This window comes from Streptomyces sp. NBC_00083, from assembly GCF_026343295.1.
Classification (GTDB): Bacteria; Actinomycetota; Actinomycetes; order Streptomycetales; family Streptomycetaceae; genus Streptomyces.
In genome coordinates, this window is the sequence record NZ_JAPELY010000002.1 from 1,552,311 (window position 1) to 1,568,887 (window position 16,577).

Consider the following 16,577-nt stretch of genomic DNA (forward strand, 5'->3'; position numbering starts at 1 on the left):
CTTGAGTGCCCTGCGGAGGGACTGCTCCAGCTGCGGGGTGACCACGTACTCACGTACGCGCTCGGCGGTCGCGTCGAAGCCGCCGGACAGCTCGACCTTGAACGACCCGGCGAGTACGGACTCGGGCAGGTCGAGTACGTCCCGGAGGTAGAGGTCGCCATTGCCGCTACTCATCGTCTTCCGCCGCCTTCTGCTTCGCTGTCTTTGCCGTCGTTATTGCCTTGCGCGCCCGGGTCTTCTTCGCCGGACGCCATGCGGTGAGTGCTGCCGGGGTGAACTGTTCGCGCGCCAACTCGCCGTCCAGGAAGCTCTGGAACTCTTCGGCGGCGGACTCCTCGCCCCACTCGTCGTCCACCTCGCCGAACCACTGCCGCAGCCACGGCATCAGTTCGTTGATCCCGGCGAGCAGCGGCACGAGTTGCTCGCCGGACCAGTCCTGCTGCTTGCGGCGCTCGCTGACGATATTCAGCAGAGCGGTGGCCTGATCACGCTGGTCCCAGCCGGCCCAGCCGAGGAGCAGGGTCGGATCGGAGCCGGGGCTCGCGTCCGGGTAGGAGATGAACCGCTCCTTGGGCACGTCCAGCTTCCCGCGGTTCGACCAGTAGGACTGCTTCAGGAAGTCCGCGGAGGTGTACTTCGGCGGTACGGGGATGTCGAGGCGCTCGCCGGACCGGTCCTCCTCGCGCTGCTGCTCCCAGACGTCCTCCCACTGCGCGCGCTTGCGCAGGCCGGTGTCCTTGTAGCGGTACGCGGCGAGGTATGGGACGTGCTCGGCGTCGATCACGTCCTGGAGGACCTGGGCGAGGGTGAGGTTGGGCTTGCCGAGGTGGGCGGCGTAGAGGGAGGCGGTGTTGAGGATCGCCTTGGCGTCTGGTTGGTTCTCGAGCTCGTCGGCGAGTTGGCCGACGGTGAGGGTGCGGGGTTGCTCGAAGTCGTTGAGTACGTGGAACCAGAGCGACTTGTCCTCGCACTTGTCGAGCAACCAGGTACGAAGGGCGGCCTTCTCCCGCTTCTCCCAGGGTTCGGTGGCCCAGCGCCGCTTGCACTCTGGGCGCTCGATGAGGGCGATGTCGCGGCGGGATGTGATGGTGTCGATACGGGCCTGGACGATGTCCCGGTACCAGTCGGGCCAGTGGGCGGGGATCTCGGTGACGGGGGTGGAGCCGTGGCGGACGAACCAGGCGGTCTCGATCTCGCCGGCGGCTTGCTTGCGCGCGAGCACGATCTCGAACGCCCGCTCCCCAAGCTTCACTTGGGGGATGGTCGTGGGCGCGGGGGAGGAATCGGTGAGGCGAGCCTTCTCGGCGTCGGTGAGCAGCCCGTAGGAGTGGTAGACCTCCCAGTCCAGCTCCTCCTGGAGGGCGATCATGCGCTGGCGGGTACGGGTCCAGGCCTCGTGGGCGGCGTCGAGGCGGGTGCGGATGGGCGGCTCATCGGTGGTGCAGACGGCGGAGGGCTGGTGAGTGGCGAGCTCCTGGGCGAGGGTGTCGAGGGTACGACCGAGGGGTAGGGGGAGCTGAAGAGGGAGGGGGAAATCCTGGAGCTTGGTTCCGGTGAACTCGTAAAAGCGCTCCCACATCTCAGTCTTGATACCGGATTGGTAGCCCTCGTTGCCCTTGTTATGGCATACCTGTTTGAGCCAGAAGCATGCGGCGGACGAGTTGAGTACCGCCACCAATTCCAAGTGTTCATTCTCGCTACTGCCTTCCGGCAGCTTGATCACTGGTGCGTGACGGTTGTGTATCCGGTGATCTTGGCTGAGAAAAAAATGGTTGTGTGTGGACACGCAGGCGAAGGCGATGAGCATCGGGGAAGCGGTTCGGGGCCAAGAGAGCATTGTGTGCTCGTGCCACGACATGCCGCGCTGCTCTCGGGTCTTCCCGAAAGCCAAGCCGTTTCTTAGTCCTGTTCTGTGAGGCCAGAACAACTGATTATCTTGAAGCGAGTTATCCGCTACCTTGTCCTTGTATGGCCACAAGGCAACTGATGAGGATGCGCACCAATCGCGCACGCCGTCACCAGTTGTGAACGACTTATGTGAAGCGTTGAGTCGTTTCCAGGTTGGTGGTACTTCGTTGGCCACGTATACATCGTCGTCGCCCAGCACAACATGGAAGCCGATGGTTCCGTCGACCCTTTGCCTCAGCGTTGCGGGCATCCTTTCGAGAGCCGCTACGACACCTCCAGCGCCACCGCCGGAGAGGCTCCAAGGGTAAGAAGAGAAGTTGCCTCTCCCAGCCTCAGTAACGGTAATCCACTCGGACTCGCTTCCCGGCCTGTGTAGTTGGCCCACGATCGCTTTCCACACGGCTCCTTCTGCGGCATCCTTGGGTTGAGACGGCTCGCCCCGCACCCCCAGCACCGCTCGAATTGGCTCATCGGGCCGTGATACGTAATTCCGCCCCACGAGAATCACTGTCGGTGTCCCATGTCCAGGAATGTAAGCACCCGACGTATCAATAATATGCGTCAGGTGCACCTTCAGCCGGAAGAATTCTTCGATCAGCTTCTTTCCGAACTCCCGCTTCATGAAGGAGTTCGCGGTGATCTGCCCGACGTACCCCGCATCTCGATTCGGACCCGACGTTCGCACCGCCAGCTGGAACAGCCGCTCAGCGAACGGTACGGACAGTGCGTACTTGCCCGAACAGGACTCGTACACTCGGTAGTTGAGATTCTCCTGCTTGTCCTTGACCGTGATGTACGGCGGATTTCCCACGACCACGTGGTACGTGTCGCGCGTCATTAGGTCACAACGCTCCGCGTACTCGTCGATGTCTTCGGGTCGGTAGAAGAAGGTTTCCAGGCTCTCCCCCGACAGAGAGAACATGGCCTCCGTTTCCCGCTTCGGCGCACCGCGGCCGTGGATCAGGGAATCGCCCACCGCCACGTTGATCGGGAACCCGGGAGCGGTATCAAGCCGCCTCGCACCCGCAGCCTTCAGTGCAGCGATCAAAAGCCGGAACCGGGCGATCGAAACGGCGAAGGGGTTCTTGTCGCACCCGTGCACCGCGTTCAGGGATCGCCGGATCAGCGTCCAGTCGTCCGCGCTCCTGTCCTCGTCCCGCCACTTCGCCAACAGCCGCTCGAAGAGCCCCAGCAGGAAGTGGCCCGATCCGCACGCCGGGTCGATCGTCCGCAACCCCGCTGGGAGTTCCCGGTAAATTCCGTGCTCACGAATCTTGACGACCGGCTCCAGGCCGAACTCCTCGACCGCCGGCTCCAACGTCAGGTCGAGGATGAACTCCTCCACGAACACCGGGGTCTGCAGCAGCGCGTACGTCTTCCGGGCGTGCTCGCTCAGGTCCTGGTACAGGTCGCCGAGGAAACGCGTGTCCAAGTCGCCGTCGACGAACGAGTGGATGAGCTCACCGTCGGAATCAACCCGCCGCCAGAACTTCAGAAGCGCCGTCGCCGCCTCATACGAAGGGGAGATCTCCCACAAAGGGTTGTGCCTGCGGTCAAAGAGACCCGCCACCGTCGGGTTGGTCCCGGCTAAGTGGTCGAACGCCGCAACGATCCAGTCGCGGTCGTTCTTCTCCGGGTTCGCCGCGAAGAACGCCGCGTCGTGGTCCTCCGCATCCTTCAGGCGATCACCAACACCCGCCAGCCACGCGCGCGCAATCAGCCCGTTGTCCTCGCAGAACCGTACGAAGACGCAACCGAGGACCCACGCCGCCGCGACCTGCGTGACCCGCTCATCGCGCCATGACTCGTATGTTGCCGCCGTACGGTCGGCCGCGTACGCCCGCGTGTACTCGTCTGTGAGCCGGTCCCGGTACTCCTCCACCGACTCGCTTCGCGCCCGCAGGTCGTCCTCCAGGAGCGTGACCTGCTTGCGTAAGTCCTTCAGCAGACCGTCCTGACCACCACTGCGCGCGCTCACAGTGCCAACCCCTCTCGATGTGCAGCCAAGTTCTTGAGGAAGTCCTCGGTCAGTACCACGCGTTCCGCGTCGCCACCGGTTACCTCCACCGTGCGCCCGTCCAACTGCGGTCCCCCCTGCGGGTTGTGTGACGGCGTAAGCAACCACAGCCCGTGCGGTCGCCCACCCGGCTTGCGGGCCTCGCGCTGCAGCTCCACCAGCAGCTCGTGCCCGCCCGCCTCGTAGTAGTGGGAGAGCAGGCCTGCGGTGTGAACGAACAACACCGCCCCGGGCTCCCGAGCGGCTGCCCCCTCCAGTCGCGCCGTGACCCTCGGCCACACCCGAACCACGAACGATCGCAGTCCACCCGGAAGTTCACTGCTTCTCGTGTACCGGGTGTCCGCGCCCAGCACCTTCGACCAGTCCGTGCCGTGCTCGCCCGCCAGCTCCCGGAACTCCTCCAGGAAGACCCGCGCCAAGTTCACCGGAACCACTGGGAACGCCTCCGTGACCGCTTCCGCAACTGAGCCGGCCTCGCTACGCAACCGCTTGACGTGCACGTTCAGGGCGAGGAAACCGCCCTCCCGTATCGCGGAGTTGAGCTTCGCCGCGAGCAGCGCCGATGGCTCGCGCCCCCCGGCGACGCCAGCCACCAGTGCGCGAGAGGCCTTGGTTACCGTGCCTGTCGAGGTGGGCCAGCTGCTGCTGCCCGCCGCTGACACCAGCGCCGGAGGCTTGAAGCGCGCCTCGGCCGTCTCGTACGTCAGCGGGAACCCGGCCTTCTTCAGCGCGTCCTCGACCTCGACGTACGTGGGCCTGCCCATTGCCATCTCGGGGAAGCGCGAGCGCAGACGAGAGAGCAGCCCCTCCAAGCTGATGCCTACCTCGCGCCGCACACCGGCCGCGGCTTGAGAGATCTGCAGGGCACGCCACAGCTCCAGCGTGCGTGGGTACAGCTCAAGCCGCGGGGAGGCGGCGGCACCCAACGAAGTTGCCGCAGCCAGCGTGACCAGTCGGGCGTCCGGCAGCGGGTCCATGCCTTCAGGAGTGCGCACTGCTCGCAGGTCGCGGAGTGCACCGGACCGGTCCGGCAGGGGATCGGCGGTGGCGATCTTCTCCGCCGCTTCGCCCAGCTCTATCGCGTAGGCAGCGAGTTCATCGGACGTCGGGTCATCGGAGCCGTCCAGTGACTCCAGGGCCACGATCAGCCGGCCCCGCCGCCGCATCTGTGCGAGCCGCGGTTCATGGTCCTCGTCGCGTCCGGTGAGGAGTGTCTCGGCGGCGACAGCGGCTCGTACGACCGCGAGCGCGGCGGCCTCCCTGCCCTCCGTGGACTCGCTCTCGGAACCGTGGCTCGCGGCCAGCACCCGGGACAGTTCCCTGGCGGTCATCACGCGGCCCGCGTCCCGGACGGCATCTACCAACTCACCGCACAGGACATTCATCCAACCCGAGTCGGCCCACTCTGTGATCGCCGCGCTGAGGTGCTTCGAGACGGTGAACTCGGAGACCTTCACCGTCTCCGCGACCTGACGGTTGGTGGGCCATGAGCCCAACTCAGCCTTGCCGTCGAGCCCGAGCCAGGCCGCGACGACCTGCGGCCGCTTGTTGTCTTTGCGGCCCGGTGGCACCGGGTTGAGGAGCGCGGTCAAGTGCTCCACGTCCTGCCTGGCCTCGTGCTCGGCACCAAGCTTGTCGTCCGCCGCCACAGGCACCACGGGCCGTACTGGAGTAGGGGCGGCCTTGGGCTTCTTGGGACGCAGCGCAGCCGTCCACTGACGGTGCCGGCGATTGAGCTCCTTCTTGACCACCGCGCCGATACCGCGCTTGCCGCGGAAGCGAGGCGAGGGGACGTCCAGCAGCTCGCCGACTGTTACCGCGCCCAGCTCCTCGGCCACCGCAGCCGCCCGCTCGGTCAGCCCCGCGTCCCTCAACGTCGTATCGAGCTTCGCCTTCTCCGAGTACAAGTCTCGGATTTCGTCGTCGGAGAGGCCCTCGTGTCGGCCCGCGCCGCCCAGCAGCGAGACCGGGTCTGATGCAGGCGGCGGCTGAGTGCGGTCGGCCTCGACAAATATGGATCGCCAAGCGTCCCGCATCTGCCGTAGTGACTCGAACCGGCGGTTCGCGTCGCGGTGCAGCGCCCGCTCGAAGAACTTCTCGAGTCCTGGCCTCAGGACAGCCACGAAGGCGTCCGTGGCGAGGACGGGGAGGTCGTCCTTGAGAGCCGTCTGAGGGTCGTCCGTGCCGTTGCCCCACATGGGGCGCTCGGCGGCGGCCATCTCATGCAGAACGACCGCGGCGGCGTACCGTTCCGCGTAGTCGTCGTAAATGGGGCGCCGGGCATCCCCGAGGAAGGGATCGAGATAGCCGCGCGTGCCGGCCTTGATGTCACGGTCGGAGACATTGGCCAGGGAGAAGTCGAAGAGCATCAACTGCTGCCCACCGTCGTCCCGGACCTTGATCCCGAGGTTGTCGGGCTTGAGGTCGCGGTGACGCAGGCCCCTGGCTGCAAGGTCGTCGAGGGCGGTGAACAGGTCTTCGCCGAATGATGCCAATTCCTCGTAGCCCAGCTGACCGTAGCCGGCCAGCCGTTGGCCGAGCGTCTCAGGACCGGCGTACTCCAAGGCGAGGACGGTCCGGCCGCCGATTGCGCGCGGGCCTTCGTGCAGTTTGACTATGCGGCCACTACTGATCTGCTGGAGGGCCGCCGCCTCCGAGGCGAGGCGCTCGTTCTTCTCCGCGTCCAACGCGACCTTGAGGACCCGCTCCTCCTCAACGCGGCGACCGCGCTCGTCCTCGGTAACACGCGTGACGTACAGCGCCCGGGCTGTCGCACCCGAACCGAGCACCCGCTCGACGGTCCAGTCCCCGTCGACAGCCTGGCCGGGGATGGCGGTGAGCGGGTCGGCCTCCAGGGTGACCGCCTGTGCGGCGCTGGCCTGCTCGACATCGTCGAGCTGCCTGAGAAAGGCGTTGGCGGAGTCGAGGCGATCGTCCACTGACGCGCGGGTCGCGGCGTACACCAGCTCGTCGAGACCGGCATCCATGGCGTCGCTGACTGCGTACAGGTGCAGTCCGCCGTCGGCCGCGAGTCGCGCCTTCAGGGCGGTACGGGTCTCGGCAGGCGGCATTCCGGTCAGGATGTGGTGTGCCACGGCTCCGAGACCGAAGACATCGAGATCCACCGGGTCCGGATAGTCGGCGTCGGTCTCGGGCGCGAGGTAGCACTGGGCGGCGTCCTCGATGTGCTCTCCGGTGAAGGAGCTCTCGCCGAGCGAGCGCAGTGAGGTGGTGTCGAAATCGCGGGCCGATGCCTGCCAGTCGATGATGCGCAGGACGGGGTCGCTGCCGTTCTCGCGGGCACTGACGTACACCGAACGGGCCGCGAGTGCGCGGTGGTAGAGCGAGCGGCGGTGGGCGTAGCGGACGGCCTCAGCGAGCTGGCGCACCATGTCGCGGCGTACGGCTTCGGAAAGCTTCGGGCCGTGCACAGCAAGGTAGTTGTCCAGTCGCAGGTCGCTCTCCCGGTGGCGGAAGAGGATTGCCGGGCCGCCCTGATGCTGGCGGAAGGCGACGGCCTGGGAGATGCCGCGGTGGGCAATGCCCTGGAGGACCTGGTACTCGCGCTCGGCGGCGCGGGTGGCAGAGCGACGTCTCTCCTCGCTCGCCTGCTGCTCCACGAGATAGACGCGAACCCGGCCCTCCTCGTGGATCACCTCCTTGCGCTTGGCGAGCCGGTCCTCCCAGGTGGGTCCCGCGTCCAAGGGGCGGGAGGAGAGCCTCCAGCCGTCGCCGAAGTCGAGATGGGCGGTGGATGCCCGCACCCCGATCTTCTTCATCAACTCAGGCAGGTGCCGTGCGAAGACGTCTTCCTTGATCCGCCAGCTCTCTCGCTCCGGCGGCAGGCTGAGGAAGTCGTCCCAGATGCCCGGGAGGCCGCTCTGGGCGCCGTCACGTCCGTACACATGAGTGCGCTGCACCGTGTCCAACTCACTGTGGAGCAGCGGGTCGGAGAGGAACACAATCGGGTCGATCCGGGGAACACGCACACTGGGATAGAGCTCGCGGGCCGCTTCCTGGAGGCGCGATTTCAGTTCTTTGGACTTGAGATCGGTGAGGTGCAGGGGGTTGCGGATCGTACGGACCCGGCCGTCGGGCGCGTGGAAGCTCCAGGTGTCCCCGCTGTTGACGACGCGGCCGGGATGCCCCTTCAACTCGACCAGATAGAGACCACGGGGTGTGGCGATGAACAGGTCACACTCGTTGATGCGGCCGCTCATGGCAGTGAAGGAGAACGTTGCCCAGGCGTAGTGCGGAGCCGTGGCCGGCATCCGCTGCTTGATGTGGTCGAGGGCAGCCTGCTCCCAAGGGAAGGGGGACGGCCGGGTCTGGTACCAGCGCTTCGGCTGGTGCTGGCCGGGTTTGGGGGTCGCCCGACCTCCTGCTGCCGCCACCGCCGTTCACCGCACCTTTCCGCTACCGGACTCGCCCGTCGCCAACGTGGTCCGTGTCGGTGTTGACGGTATGGGGCGGATCGCGACTTGTTGTTATCGTCAGACTGCTGATCCGGACATCTTGCCAGGTGGGGGGCGGTGTTGGAGGAGGCCGGGGAGAATTCCGACGAGAGCCGTGGGGGGAAAGGGAAGGCGGTCGTTGCTATCAAGCCATTCTGTGAACTCTGTGCCGCATGCCACTGCGAATCCACTTACGATCATGTAAGAACGCGGGAGCCTGAGGGCGGGGGAGGCGGGCGTGGCCCGGACAGTACGCAAGCGAACAGTCTTCTTCTTCGAGGTCGTTGAGGCCAAGCGTGGTCAGCCGCGCATGGATCACCAGGACTGGCGGAGCTTCCTCGACCGGGTCGCGGCCTCGGAGTCGTACGAGCGCGTGGTCCGCAGTGCGGAGGATCAGCTGGTCGGGGTGATTGACTCAGCTATCTCTGTTGATCATTTGCAACTCGCGAAGATTACCGGTGAGGTGCCGCACCAGCTGGATCGGAGCAACGGAACGATCGAGGCGCTTCAGGTCGCGGCAGGTAAGGATGTCGTCCATGTGACGACGATCTGCTTCCTTCCGTACGCCAACATCATCGGGGTGCTGCCCGGCGGCTTCTCGGCGCCGCGGGTGAGTGCCATCACCAAGTGGCTGAATGGCGTTGGTCTGCCGTGGGGCGAGGTGGTGCTCAAGCCGGTCATCCACGCGCGCGCTCGAGAGAAGCTCAACCGCATTGAGGCGGTCACTGAGTTCACTGTGCAGTTGGAGGGGGCTCCGGCGGATACTGTCAGTGCCTTGAGCGCCCACGGCGGCCTTGCTGATTCACTGCGGAGTTTTGGGCAACGGCATCCCGACACCTCCATCACGCTCTCGCTGAAGGTGCCCCAGCGTGGCAGCAGGCTCTCCGCGATGCGCAGGAATCGGGCCGCGACCGAACTGCGCACTGACGTACTCCAGTTCATGCCAGATCTGGACGAATGGGTGGACGAGTCCGGAGTGATCCGGTCCGTGACCGGCAGGGTCGCGGTCCGGGACCCGCACCGTCAGTCCCTTGAGTACGAGCCGCTCGACTTCCTCGCCCACCGCATCACGGCCCAGTGCGATGTCCCGCTCGCTTTCACCGACGGTCGGTCGGTCGATCTGCGGTACGCCGTCGACGAAATCTTTGCAGCAGCCCGAACGCACGAGCAGGCACTGCAGGAAGCATGTCAGTATCGGTCGCTAGCCTGAGCAGCATTTCAGGGCTGAGGTTGGGGGCGACGTGCTGAATTGGCTGTGGCGACGCTGGGTGGGTCGACCGGCGGTGGACTTGGTGATCGCAGGTGTGGTGGTCGGCCTGCACATGATGGCTGTACGGATCACGGGCGCGGGCGATGTGCTGGGATGGCCCGGCAGAGAGCAGAGGATCGTGGTCTACACGACGACGGCGACCGTCGTCGCGATCGTCGGCAGCTTCATCACTGCGGCTGTGACCCTGTACGCCGCGGCGACAGGCCCCCGTATGCGGGTATTGCGTACGCACCCTCAACAGGGGCCGGAATTCCGACGGAATTGGATGAGCATTCTCAGCGCGACACTGGTGATCTCCGGGCTGTGCCTGCTCGCTGTCGTCCTCGACACCACACAGCACGATCCGGGGGGAGTGCACTGGCTGGCCGAGGGCGCGGCAGCCCTCGGGGTGGCGCGCGCGGTGCGGTTGATTTGGTTGTTCGGCAAGATCATCATCGGCAATGACCTTGATCTTGGTGACACCCAGGATCCGGCGCTGCCGCCTCCGGCGCCGGTGCGGCAGCCGGGGGCGTGATCAGGACCCGGGGGCAGCTGCCGACCTGGCCCCGGGGTGTGGCGTATGGAGCAGGATCGCCGATGGCTCACTGTGGCTTGTCAGCACTTGCGTCAGATGTGAGCAGGCACCGTCCTGCGGTCGGACGGCGCGGAGAGTATGTGCAGGACGGCCTTGGCCGCGGCCGGTATGGCGCCGAGTGCGTCAAAGTAAGCGGTGGCGGCCCGAGGGGCCTCGTCGAGTGCTTGGTGCACCCGAGGGCACTCCAAGTTCTTGCCGCTCGCTGCAACGTCGTGTCCGTCCAGGCGTGGATGAGGAGGCCCGGCCTGAAGTGGCGGCGTCAGACCTTCTCGGCTGCGATCCGGGCGTAGTCGGCGGTGAGCATGGCGATGTCTTCGACGTCTGAGGTCAGGATGGTGACATGGCCGGCTTGGGCGAGGGCTGTGGCGCAGAGCATGGCGTCGATGGCGTACTTGTGGCCGTGCAGTCCTGCCGTACGCAGCAGGGTGGCGGCTGACTGGGCGATGGCCTGGGTGACCGGTTCGACTCGCAGCCGGGACAGCGTCCATTTCAGTGCGGCGTCGTTGATCTTCGGGTGGATCACTTCGACGAGCACCGCGGCGGAGGTGATGACGGGTAAGTCCGCGTCGCGGGCGGCCGTGAGCCACTCGTGGACCTCGCGGTCGCGCTGAACGGCCTTGGCCAGGCCCTCGCTGTCCAGGATGAGGGCGCCACTCACGCGGCTGCCCCGGCACCGGACGAGGGGGCGGTCCCGGTGAGCTTCGCCCGCTTGGCGGCCACGGCCTCCGGATCGGCCGGGCCGTTGGCCTCGTCGAAGTCGGCGATCAGCTCGTCCAGATTGTCGCGCTCGATCTGCCGCTGCGCGGCCCTCTCCAAATACGCGGACACGCCCCGTTTACCTACCCGTTCGCGGATCGCCTGCAGGGTGCCGGTACTGAGGGAGACGGAGATGCCGCTGCTGGGGCCGTCGCCAGGAGAGAAATCGGTGTCTTCGTCAGCCATGGGGCAAGTATAGCATTTCAAATGCTATATGGCGAGGCCTTTGCCTCCGTGTCCTCTCCGGCGCTCATGAGGGCTGCGCATGCTGGGTTGGGGCGTGCGTCAAGAGATCGCACGTAGCGCCCGTAATGCACATGACCCCGAGCCAGTCGCGCCCCCGCATTCCTGCTGACCTGCGGTTTTCTGGCACATGTTTTTGATTCACATCATTTCGATGACGCACCACGTGGAGTGCGTGGCGATCCTTGAGCCGGTGAAGAAGGACGACTGACCTGCGGCTTCGAGCGTGCGCGGTGCGCGGCGACGGCGGCCTCGGCGGGTAGGCCCGCCTCAAGCCCCGCCACCGCTGCCGCTTCGACGAGAGGGGTCTCCACCGCTCGGCGGATCGCAGCTTCCTTCCGCCCGTGCGGCTGTGCCTGCCTACAGGTCGCACCGAAATCGCCGACGCCGGTCCGAGAGCGCTCCTTGCGTCGCTTCCCGCCCTCCGAGGCCGGCCGGCACAGGCCCGCGTCCTCCCCGCTTACGGTAAGTGCGACGTCACTCCCCGTCGAGAGTGCCGCTTTGCGGTGTGCGCTCCGACCGCGGCAGGCTCGTGCCCGGCCGCCCTTGCCTCTTGCGCCGCGTCCTCGCCCGGCTGTCGCTGCTCGGCACCTGATGCGCGGCCGGAGGGGCAAGAGGTCACGGCTCCTTGAACTCCGCGATCCAGCGGGCGCGTTACCGCCGCTCGCGTTCAACGCCTTTGTGGCCATGATGCGGCAGCCGCCGCGCTCGCGGGCCACCGCATGGCGAGCGGGCCAGGTTGGTTCGCGCGGTGTTGTCTCGCCGGCGAGACACGCACAGCATGAGGAGGCCTGCGAGGGCAGTCCTGTGCCGCGGCGACGTGGCACACGACTGCCGCGCCGAGGGGGCGTGATGGAGGCCGGGTGGCCGACGCCGCCGGCCGGACACCGCGGGCCGGATCGTTTGCGCAGGAGAGTCCTGGCGAACTCAGTTCGAGCATCAGGGAGATGGCCGATGCGCCATGGCAGAGAGGCGGCGGGCAAGTGACGATCGGCAAGGACGACGGCGACGGCGCGGGTGACGGCAACAGCGCGGGCGACAGCGACCCCCAGGCCGTGCGCGGCTGTCTCGACGGGCTGGTCCGGGCCCGACTGACCGGCCCCTTCAGCCACGACGTCCCGCTCGTCTCGCTCGGATTCGACTCGCTCGCGGCCATCGAGCTGTGGGCCCGGCTGCGCGCCGACCTCGGTGTGGACATTCCGGCCGGCGACCTGCTGGAGCTCACCCCGGACGGCTTGGCGGCGCGGGTCCTGGCGGAGGGCGGGTCGGTCACCGCTGCCGGGCCGGTGACCGGCGGCCCCGCGGAGGCGGACCTCGACGACGCCTCTCCGGAGGCGGCCGCAAACCTCCTCGCCGCCCTCGACGGCCTGGACGACGCGGGAATGGCGCGCCTGATGGCGGAACTCGGACCCGGTGCCCACACGACGCCCGCGGACTGAACCCGGCCTCCCCGACGGGGCCGTCCACCGACCGTGCCGGCCGGCGCGAGCCCGGCCGACCCCTGCACACTTCCTGTTGTGGAGCCTTGATGAGTTCCTCCTCTGTCTTCCTGAGTGGACCGCGGTACGTGCTGGGGGAGATCGCGTCGCACTACGGCGACCTTCCGGACCTGAAGGAGCGCGCCGGTGAACTGGGGTTGCCGTATGCCCCGCAGGTGTGGGGCTGGGGCCAAGTGCACCGGACCCACAAGTCGTTGGAGGAGCTGGCGGTCGAGGCGGGCCGGGCGACCCTCCGCGCCGCCGGCGTCGACCCCTCGTCCGTCGACGCGCTGGTGCTGTGCTGCACCAGCTTCCCCGGGGGGCCGGACAGCCACGGCGGTTTCGTGCGGACCATCTCCGAGGGGCTGGGCCTGCATGACGCCGACTTCCTCGGCGTGACGCTCGACCGATGCACGAACCTCCTGGCGGGACTGCGCGTCGCCGAGGCCTTCGTGGCGGCCGGAACCCATCGGCGGGTCCTGGTCGTCACCACCGACCGCGTCACCGCCGAGGCGGAACGTCTCGCCAAGTTCGCCCTGTTCAGCGATGGCGCGGCCGGAGCGCTGGTGTCGGACACCGACGGAGAGTACGAGATCGTCGCCAGTGCCGCGGCGCACGAGACGAAGGACCTGGACTGGTCGAACCAGATCAGCCCGGAACTCTCCCGCCGGGTCAACACGCACCTGATGAAGCACGCGTCCCGACGGGCGCCCCACGGGGCATCCATGGGAATCGACCAGGTCGACATTCTCATGCACACCAATGTCTTCGAAGCCATCATTGTCATGAAGGAGCTTCAGGCGGGATTTTCCGCCGCGCAATTGTTCACGGACAACATCGCGCGAGTGGGCCATTGCTTCGCCGCCGACCCGGTCATCAATCTGGCCGATCTCGCTGCGGCCGGCCGACTTCGCGATCGGGGGAGCTATCTCCTGGCCGCCTCGGTTCCGGGCGTACGGTACGGGATTCTGCTGCGCAAGCAGCCGCGTTAGCATCCGAACCGGCACGGTCGGCGAGGGCTTTGTCTCGCTGGCGAGACAAGCGTCGGCCGGTCCGCCGCCGCAAGTCGGCGGCCGAGACCGGGATGAAGTGACCCGGCGCGCCCGGATATTCACGATGGCACCGTCTTTCGTGGCCCGCGCGTTCACGACCGTCGCCTTTCCTGATGGGATGAGTCCCGTCGCCCGCACCGATATTGGCGGGGTGCCGCGACAGGGCGGCTGATCTGGCGGGGCCGTGCCTCGTTCGCGTAAATTCCGGATCACGTTGCTGCCGGGCTCGCGGCCGTCTCGACCGATACTGACCTGCGGATCTGAAAGGGCGACATGAATTACGCGCTGTTCAGTGGTCTCGATGAGGAATTCCTGGCGCTGCCGTTCTACGAGGAGCAGCACCGCACGACGGCCGTGGAACTCGCCGAATGGTGCGTCGCCCACGCCGACTTGTGGTCGCGTCCTTTGGAGCGGACGCCGGAGAAGGCCGGCCGGGAGATCCTGAGCGCGCTCGGCTCCGCCGGATGGCTGGGATTCCTCGACCCCGCGAACCGGCCCGATGCGGGTGGCCTGCGTTCTGTCTGTCTGGCCAGGGAAATCCTCGCCTACGCGGACGACCTGGCGGACTTCGCCTTCTCCATCCAAGCGCTGTCGGCGACCCCGATCCTCCGATGGGGGAGCAGTGCGCAGCAGGGGGAGTACCTGCCGCGCATGGCGTCCGGCGAAGTGGCGGGATCGTTCGCGATCTCCGAGGAGGAGGCCGGCTCCGACATCTCGGCAGTCGGTCTGACGGCCGACCGCGTGTCCGGCGGCTATCTGCTGAACGGCCGGAAGGCCTGGATCGCGCACGCCGGCATCGCGGATGTGCACTGCGTGATCGCGCGGACGGGAGAGGGACCCGGTGCGCTGGGGCTCACCGCGTTCCTGGTACCGGCGCACACGCCCGGCGTCCGGGTGCTGGAGGAGGTGCCGCTGGTCGCTCCGCGCTCCTTCGGACACCTGGCCTTCGACGACTGCCTGGTCCCCGAATCGAGTGTCCTCGGACGCCCCGGACACGGCTTCGTGGTCGCTACGGACCTGCTGGAACGCTTCCGGATGACGGTGGGGGCGGCCGCGGTGGGGTTCGCGCGGCGCGCCCGCGACTCGGCGGTCCAGCGGGCCCGTGAACGGCGGATCCACGGCGGCAGGCTGCTCGACCTTCAGCTGGTGAAAGGGGCGCTTGCCGACATGGAGATCAAGCTGAACGCGTCCGCGCTCCTGGTCGCGCGGGCCGCGTGGGAGTTCGACCACGAGAACCCCGGCTGCGCGAAGCATTCGAGTATCGCCAAGGTGGCCGCCACCGAGGCCGCGCAGGAGATCGTCGACGCCGCCGTCCAGCTCCACGGGGCAGCGGGACTGGTGGCCGACAGCGTCCCCGAACGTCTGTACCGGCAGGTCAGATCCCTGCGTATCTACGAGGGAGCCTCCGAGGTCCAGAAGCTCATCATCGCGGACGCCCTGGGACGGCGACCGCACGCGGGCCGGTCCCGAGTGGCATCCGACGTCCCGCCCAGTCGAGTGGACATCCGATGCGTAGACGGGGAGAGCCATGAGTGACGAACAGCACTACGAGTGTGCCGGAATAGGCGTCGGCCCTGCGAACCTGAGTCTCGCGTCCTTGTTGCACGGTTCTCCGGGGCTGCCGAACATCTTCCTTGAAAAACGTGAAGTATTCAGTTGGCACGATGGCCAGCAGATCCCCGACGCGACCCTCCAAGTCTCCGTCTTCAAGGATCTGGTGAGTCTTTCGGACCCGACCAGTTCCTTTTCATTCCTGTCGTACCTGAAGGAAAAGGGGCGGATCTACCATTTCATCAACGCCCAGTTCGGTGCGGTGCCGCGGCAGGAGTTCCGCAACTACCTGGAGTGGGCGAGCAGGCGCAATCCGAACGTGGTGTTCGGTGAGGAAGTCGAATCCGTCGACTTCGACGGCGTATTCGTTCTGCGCACCAACCGGCGTACGGTTACGGCGAACAATGTGTCCATCGGCATCGGCAGCCGCGCCTGGGTGCCGGCGGTGGCCCGTGACCATCTCGGCCCGACGCAGTTCCACGTCAGTGAATTCATGCCCCGCAGCAGAGACTTGGTGGGGAAGAGAGTCTGCGTCGTCGGCGGCGGACAGTCGGGCGCCGAGGCGTTCCTCGATCTCATCTCGCGTCCGCCCGCCGAGCGGCCGCGCCGTATCTCCTGGGTGTCGCGCCGCCACAACTTCTCGCCCATAGACGACTCGCCCTTCACCAACGACTTCTACATGCCCGGCTATTCGGACTACTTCGCCAGGCTGGACCAGGGGACGCGCGAATCGCTCAACCGGGAGCACGTCCTGACCAGCGACGGCATTTCGGAGAGCACGCTCCGCGAGATCTACCAGCGCATCTACGCCGAGCGGTTCATCCACGGCAACACCGACCTGGTCTCCCTGTACCCGAACCGGAACGTGACCGCGGTCTCCGGCTCCGGCAGTACGTGGTCGTTGAAGCTGCACAACAGCAACCATCCGACGGTTCTCGGGCAGGTCGACGCCGACGTGGTGGTGTGGGCGACCGGGTTCCGCAGCACCGCGCCCGACTTCCTCGCGCCGCTCGCGGACCGGCTGGAGCGCGAGGGCGACGAGTACCGGATCGACAGTGACTATGCCGTGCGGTGGGACGGTCCCGCGAACCGCAGTATCTTCCTCCAGAACGCTGCTCTGGGACAGCGCGGGCTTGCGGACAAGAACCTCAGCCTGCTCGCCTGGCGGAGCCAGCGGATCATCGACCGCGTCCGCTGTGTGCGCAGTGACGATCCGGTTCCTTCGTTCATCGAATGGTCGGCGAAGCTCAGCCCGGACGAGAGGGTGGGCTGAG

The 16,577-nt window shown here is 66.9% G+C and carries 10 protein-coding genes; 6 read left to right on the top strand and 4 right to left on the bottom strand.

From position 1 onward, the window contains the following. Positions 1-166: 166 nt before the first annotated feature. Together pglX and pglW are read right to left on the bottom strand one after the other, a co-directional pair. Positions 167-3,886: a BREX-2 system adenine-specific DNA-methyltransferase PglX gene (gene pglX / locus OOJ98_RS23250; protein ID WP_267056865.1), complete on the bottom strand. Its 3,720-nt coding sequence runs from the start codon at positions 3,884-3,886 to the stop codon at positions 167-169. Next, positions 3,883-8,319, bottom strand: coding sequence for a BREX system serine/threonine kinase PglW (gene pglW / locus OOJ98_RS23255; protein WP_267056866.1), 4,437 nt, complete (start codon positions 8,317-8,319; stop codon positions 3,883-3,885). The genes pglX and pglW overlap by 4 nt, the downstream gene beginning before the upstream one ends. A 298-nt stretch (positions 8,320-8,617) precedes the next feature. Between pglW and OOJ98_RS23260 the strand changes: the two genes are divergently transcribed. Next, positions 8,618-9,589 (top strand): hypothetical protein, encoded by a 972-nt coding sequence (locus tag OOJ98_RS23260; RefSeq protein ID WP_267056867.1) that lies wholly within the window; start codon positions 8,618-8,620, stop codon positions 9,587-9,589. A gap of 31 nt (positions 9,590-9,620) precedes the next feature. Then, a complete protein-coding gene (locus tag OOJ98_RS23265; RefSeq protein ID WP_267056868.1) occupies positions 9,621-10,163 on the top strand; it encodes a hypothetical protein in 543 nt (180 codons plus the stop codon). A gap of 319 nt (positions 10,164-10,482) precedes the next feature. On the opposite strand, the gene OOJ98_RS23270 is transcribed toward OOJ98_RS23265, so the two are convergent. Both OOJ98_RS23270 and OOJ98_RS23275 read right to left on the bottom strand, forming a co-directional pair. Then, the gene (locus OOJ98_RS23270; RefSeq protein ID WP_267056869.1) at positions 10,483-10,881 is read right to left on the bottom strand and encodes a PIN domain-containing protein; all 399 of its coding nucleotides are present in this window, start codon (positions 10,879-10,881) and stop codon (positions 10,483-10,485) included. Continuing rightward, the gene (locus tag OOJ98_RS23275) at positions 10,878-11,165 is read right to left on the bottom strand and encodes a hypothetical protein (RefSeq protein ID WP_267056870.1); all 288 of its coding nucleotides are present in this window, start codon (positions 11,163-11,165) and stop codon (positions 10,878-10,880) included. Before OOJ98_RS23275 ends, OOJ98_RS23270 begins: the two co-directional genes overlap by 4 nt. A gap of 1,040 nt (positions 11,166-12,205) precedes the next feature. On the opposite strand from OOJ98_RS23275, the gene OOJ98_RS23280 reads away from it, so the two are divergent. The 4 genes from OOJ98_RS23280 to OOJ98_RS23295 all read left to right on the top strand — a co-directional run bounded on the left by OOJ98_RS23280 (position 12,206) and on the right by OOJ98_RS23295 (position 16,576). Beyond that, positions 12,206-12,661, top strand: coding sequence for an acyl carrier protein (locus OOJ98_RS23280; RefSeq protein WP_267056871.1), 456 nt, complete (start codon positions 12,206-12,208; stop codon positions 12,659-12,661). 128 nt (positions 12,662-12,789) lie between these two features. Continuing rightward, the gene (locus OOJ98_RS23285) at positions 12,790-13,692 is read left to right on the top strand and encodes a 3-oxoacyl-ACP synthase (RefSeq protein WP_323177922.1); all 903 of its coding nucleotides are present in this window, start codon (positions 12,790-12,792) and stop codon (positions 13,690-13,692) included. Positions 13,693-14,025: 333 nt separating this feature from the next. Then, a complete protein-coding gene (locus tag OOJ98_RS23290; protein WP_267056872.1) occupies positions 14,026-15,288 on the top strand; it encodes an acyl-CoA dehydrogenase family protein in 1,263 nt (420 codons plus the stop codon). Beyond that, positions 15,281-16,576 (top strand): lysine N(6)-hydroxylase/L-ornithine N(5)-oxygenase family protein, encoded by a 1,296-nt coding sequence (locus tag OOJ98_RS23295; protein ID WP_267056873.1) that lies wholly within the window; start codon positions 15,281-15,283, stop codon positions 16,574-16,576. Before OOJ98_RS23290 ends, OOJ98_RS23295 begins: the two co-directional genes overlap by 8 nt. The last annotated feature ends 1 nt before the right edge of the window (position 16,577 follow it).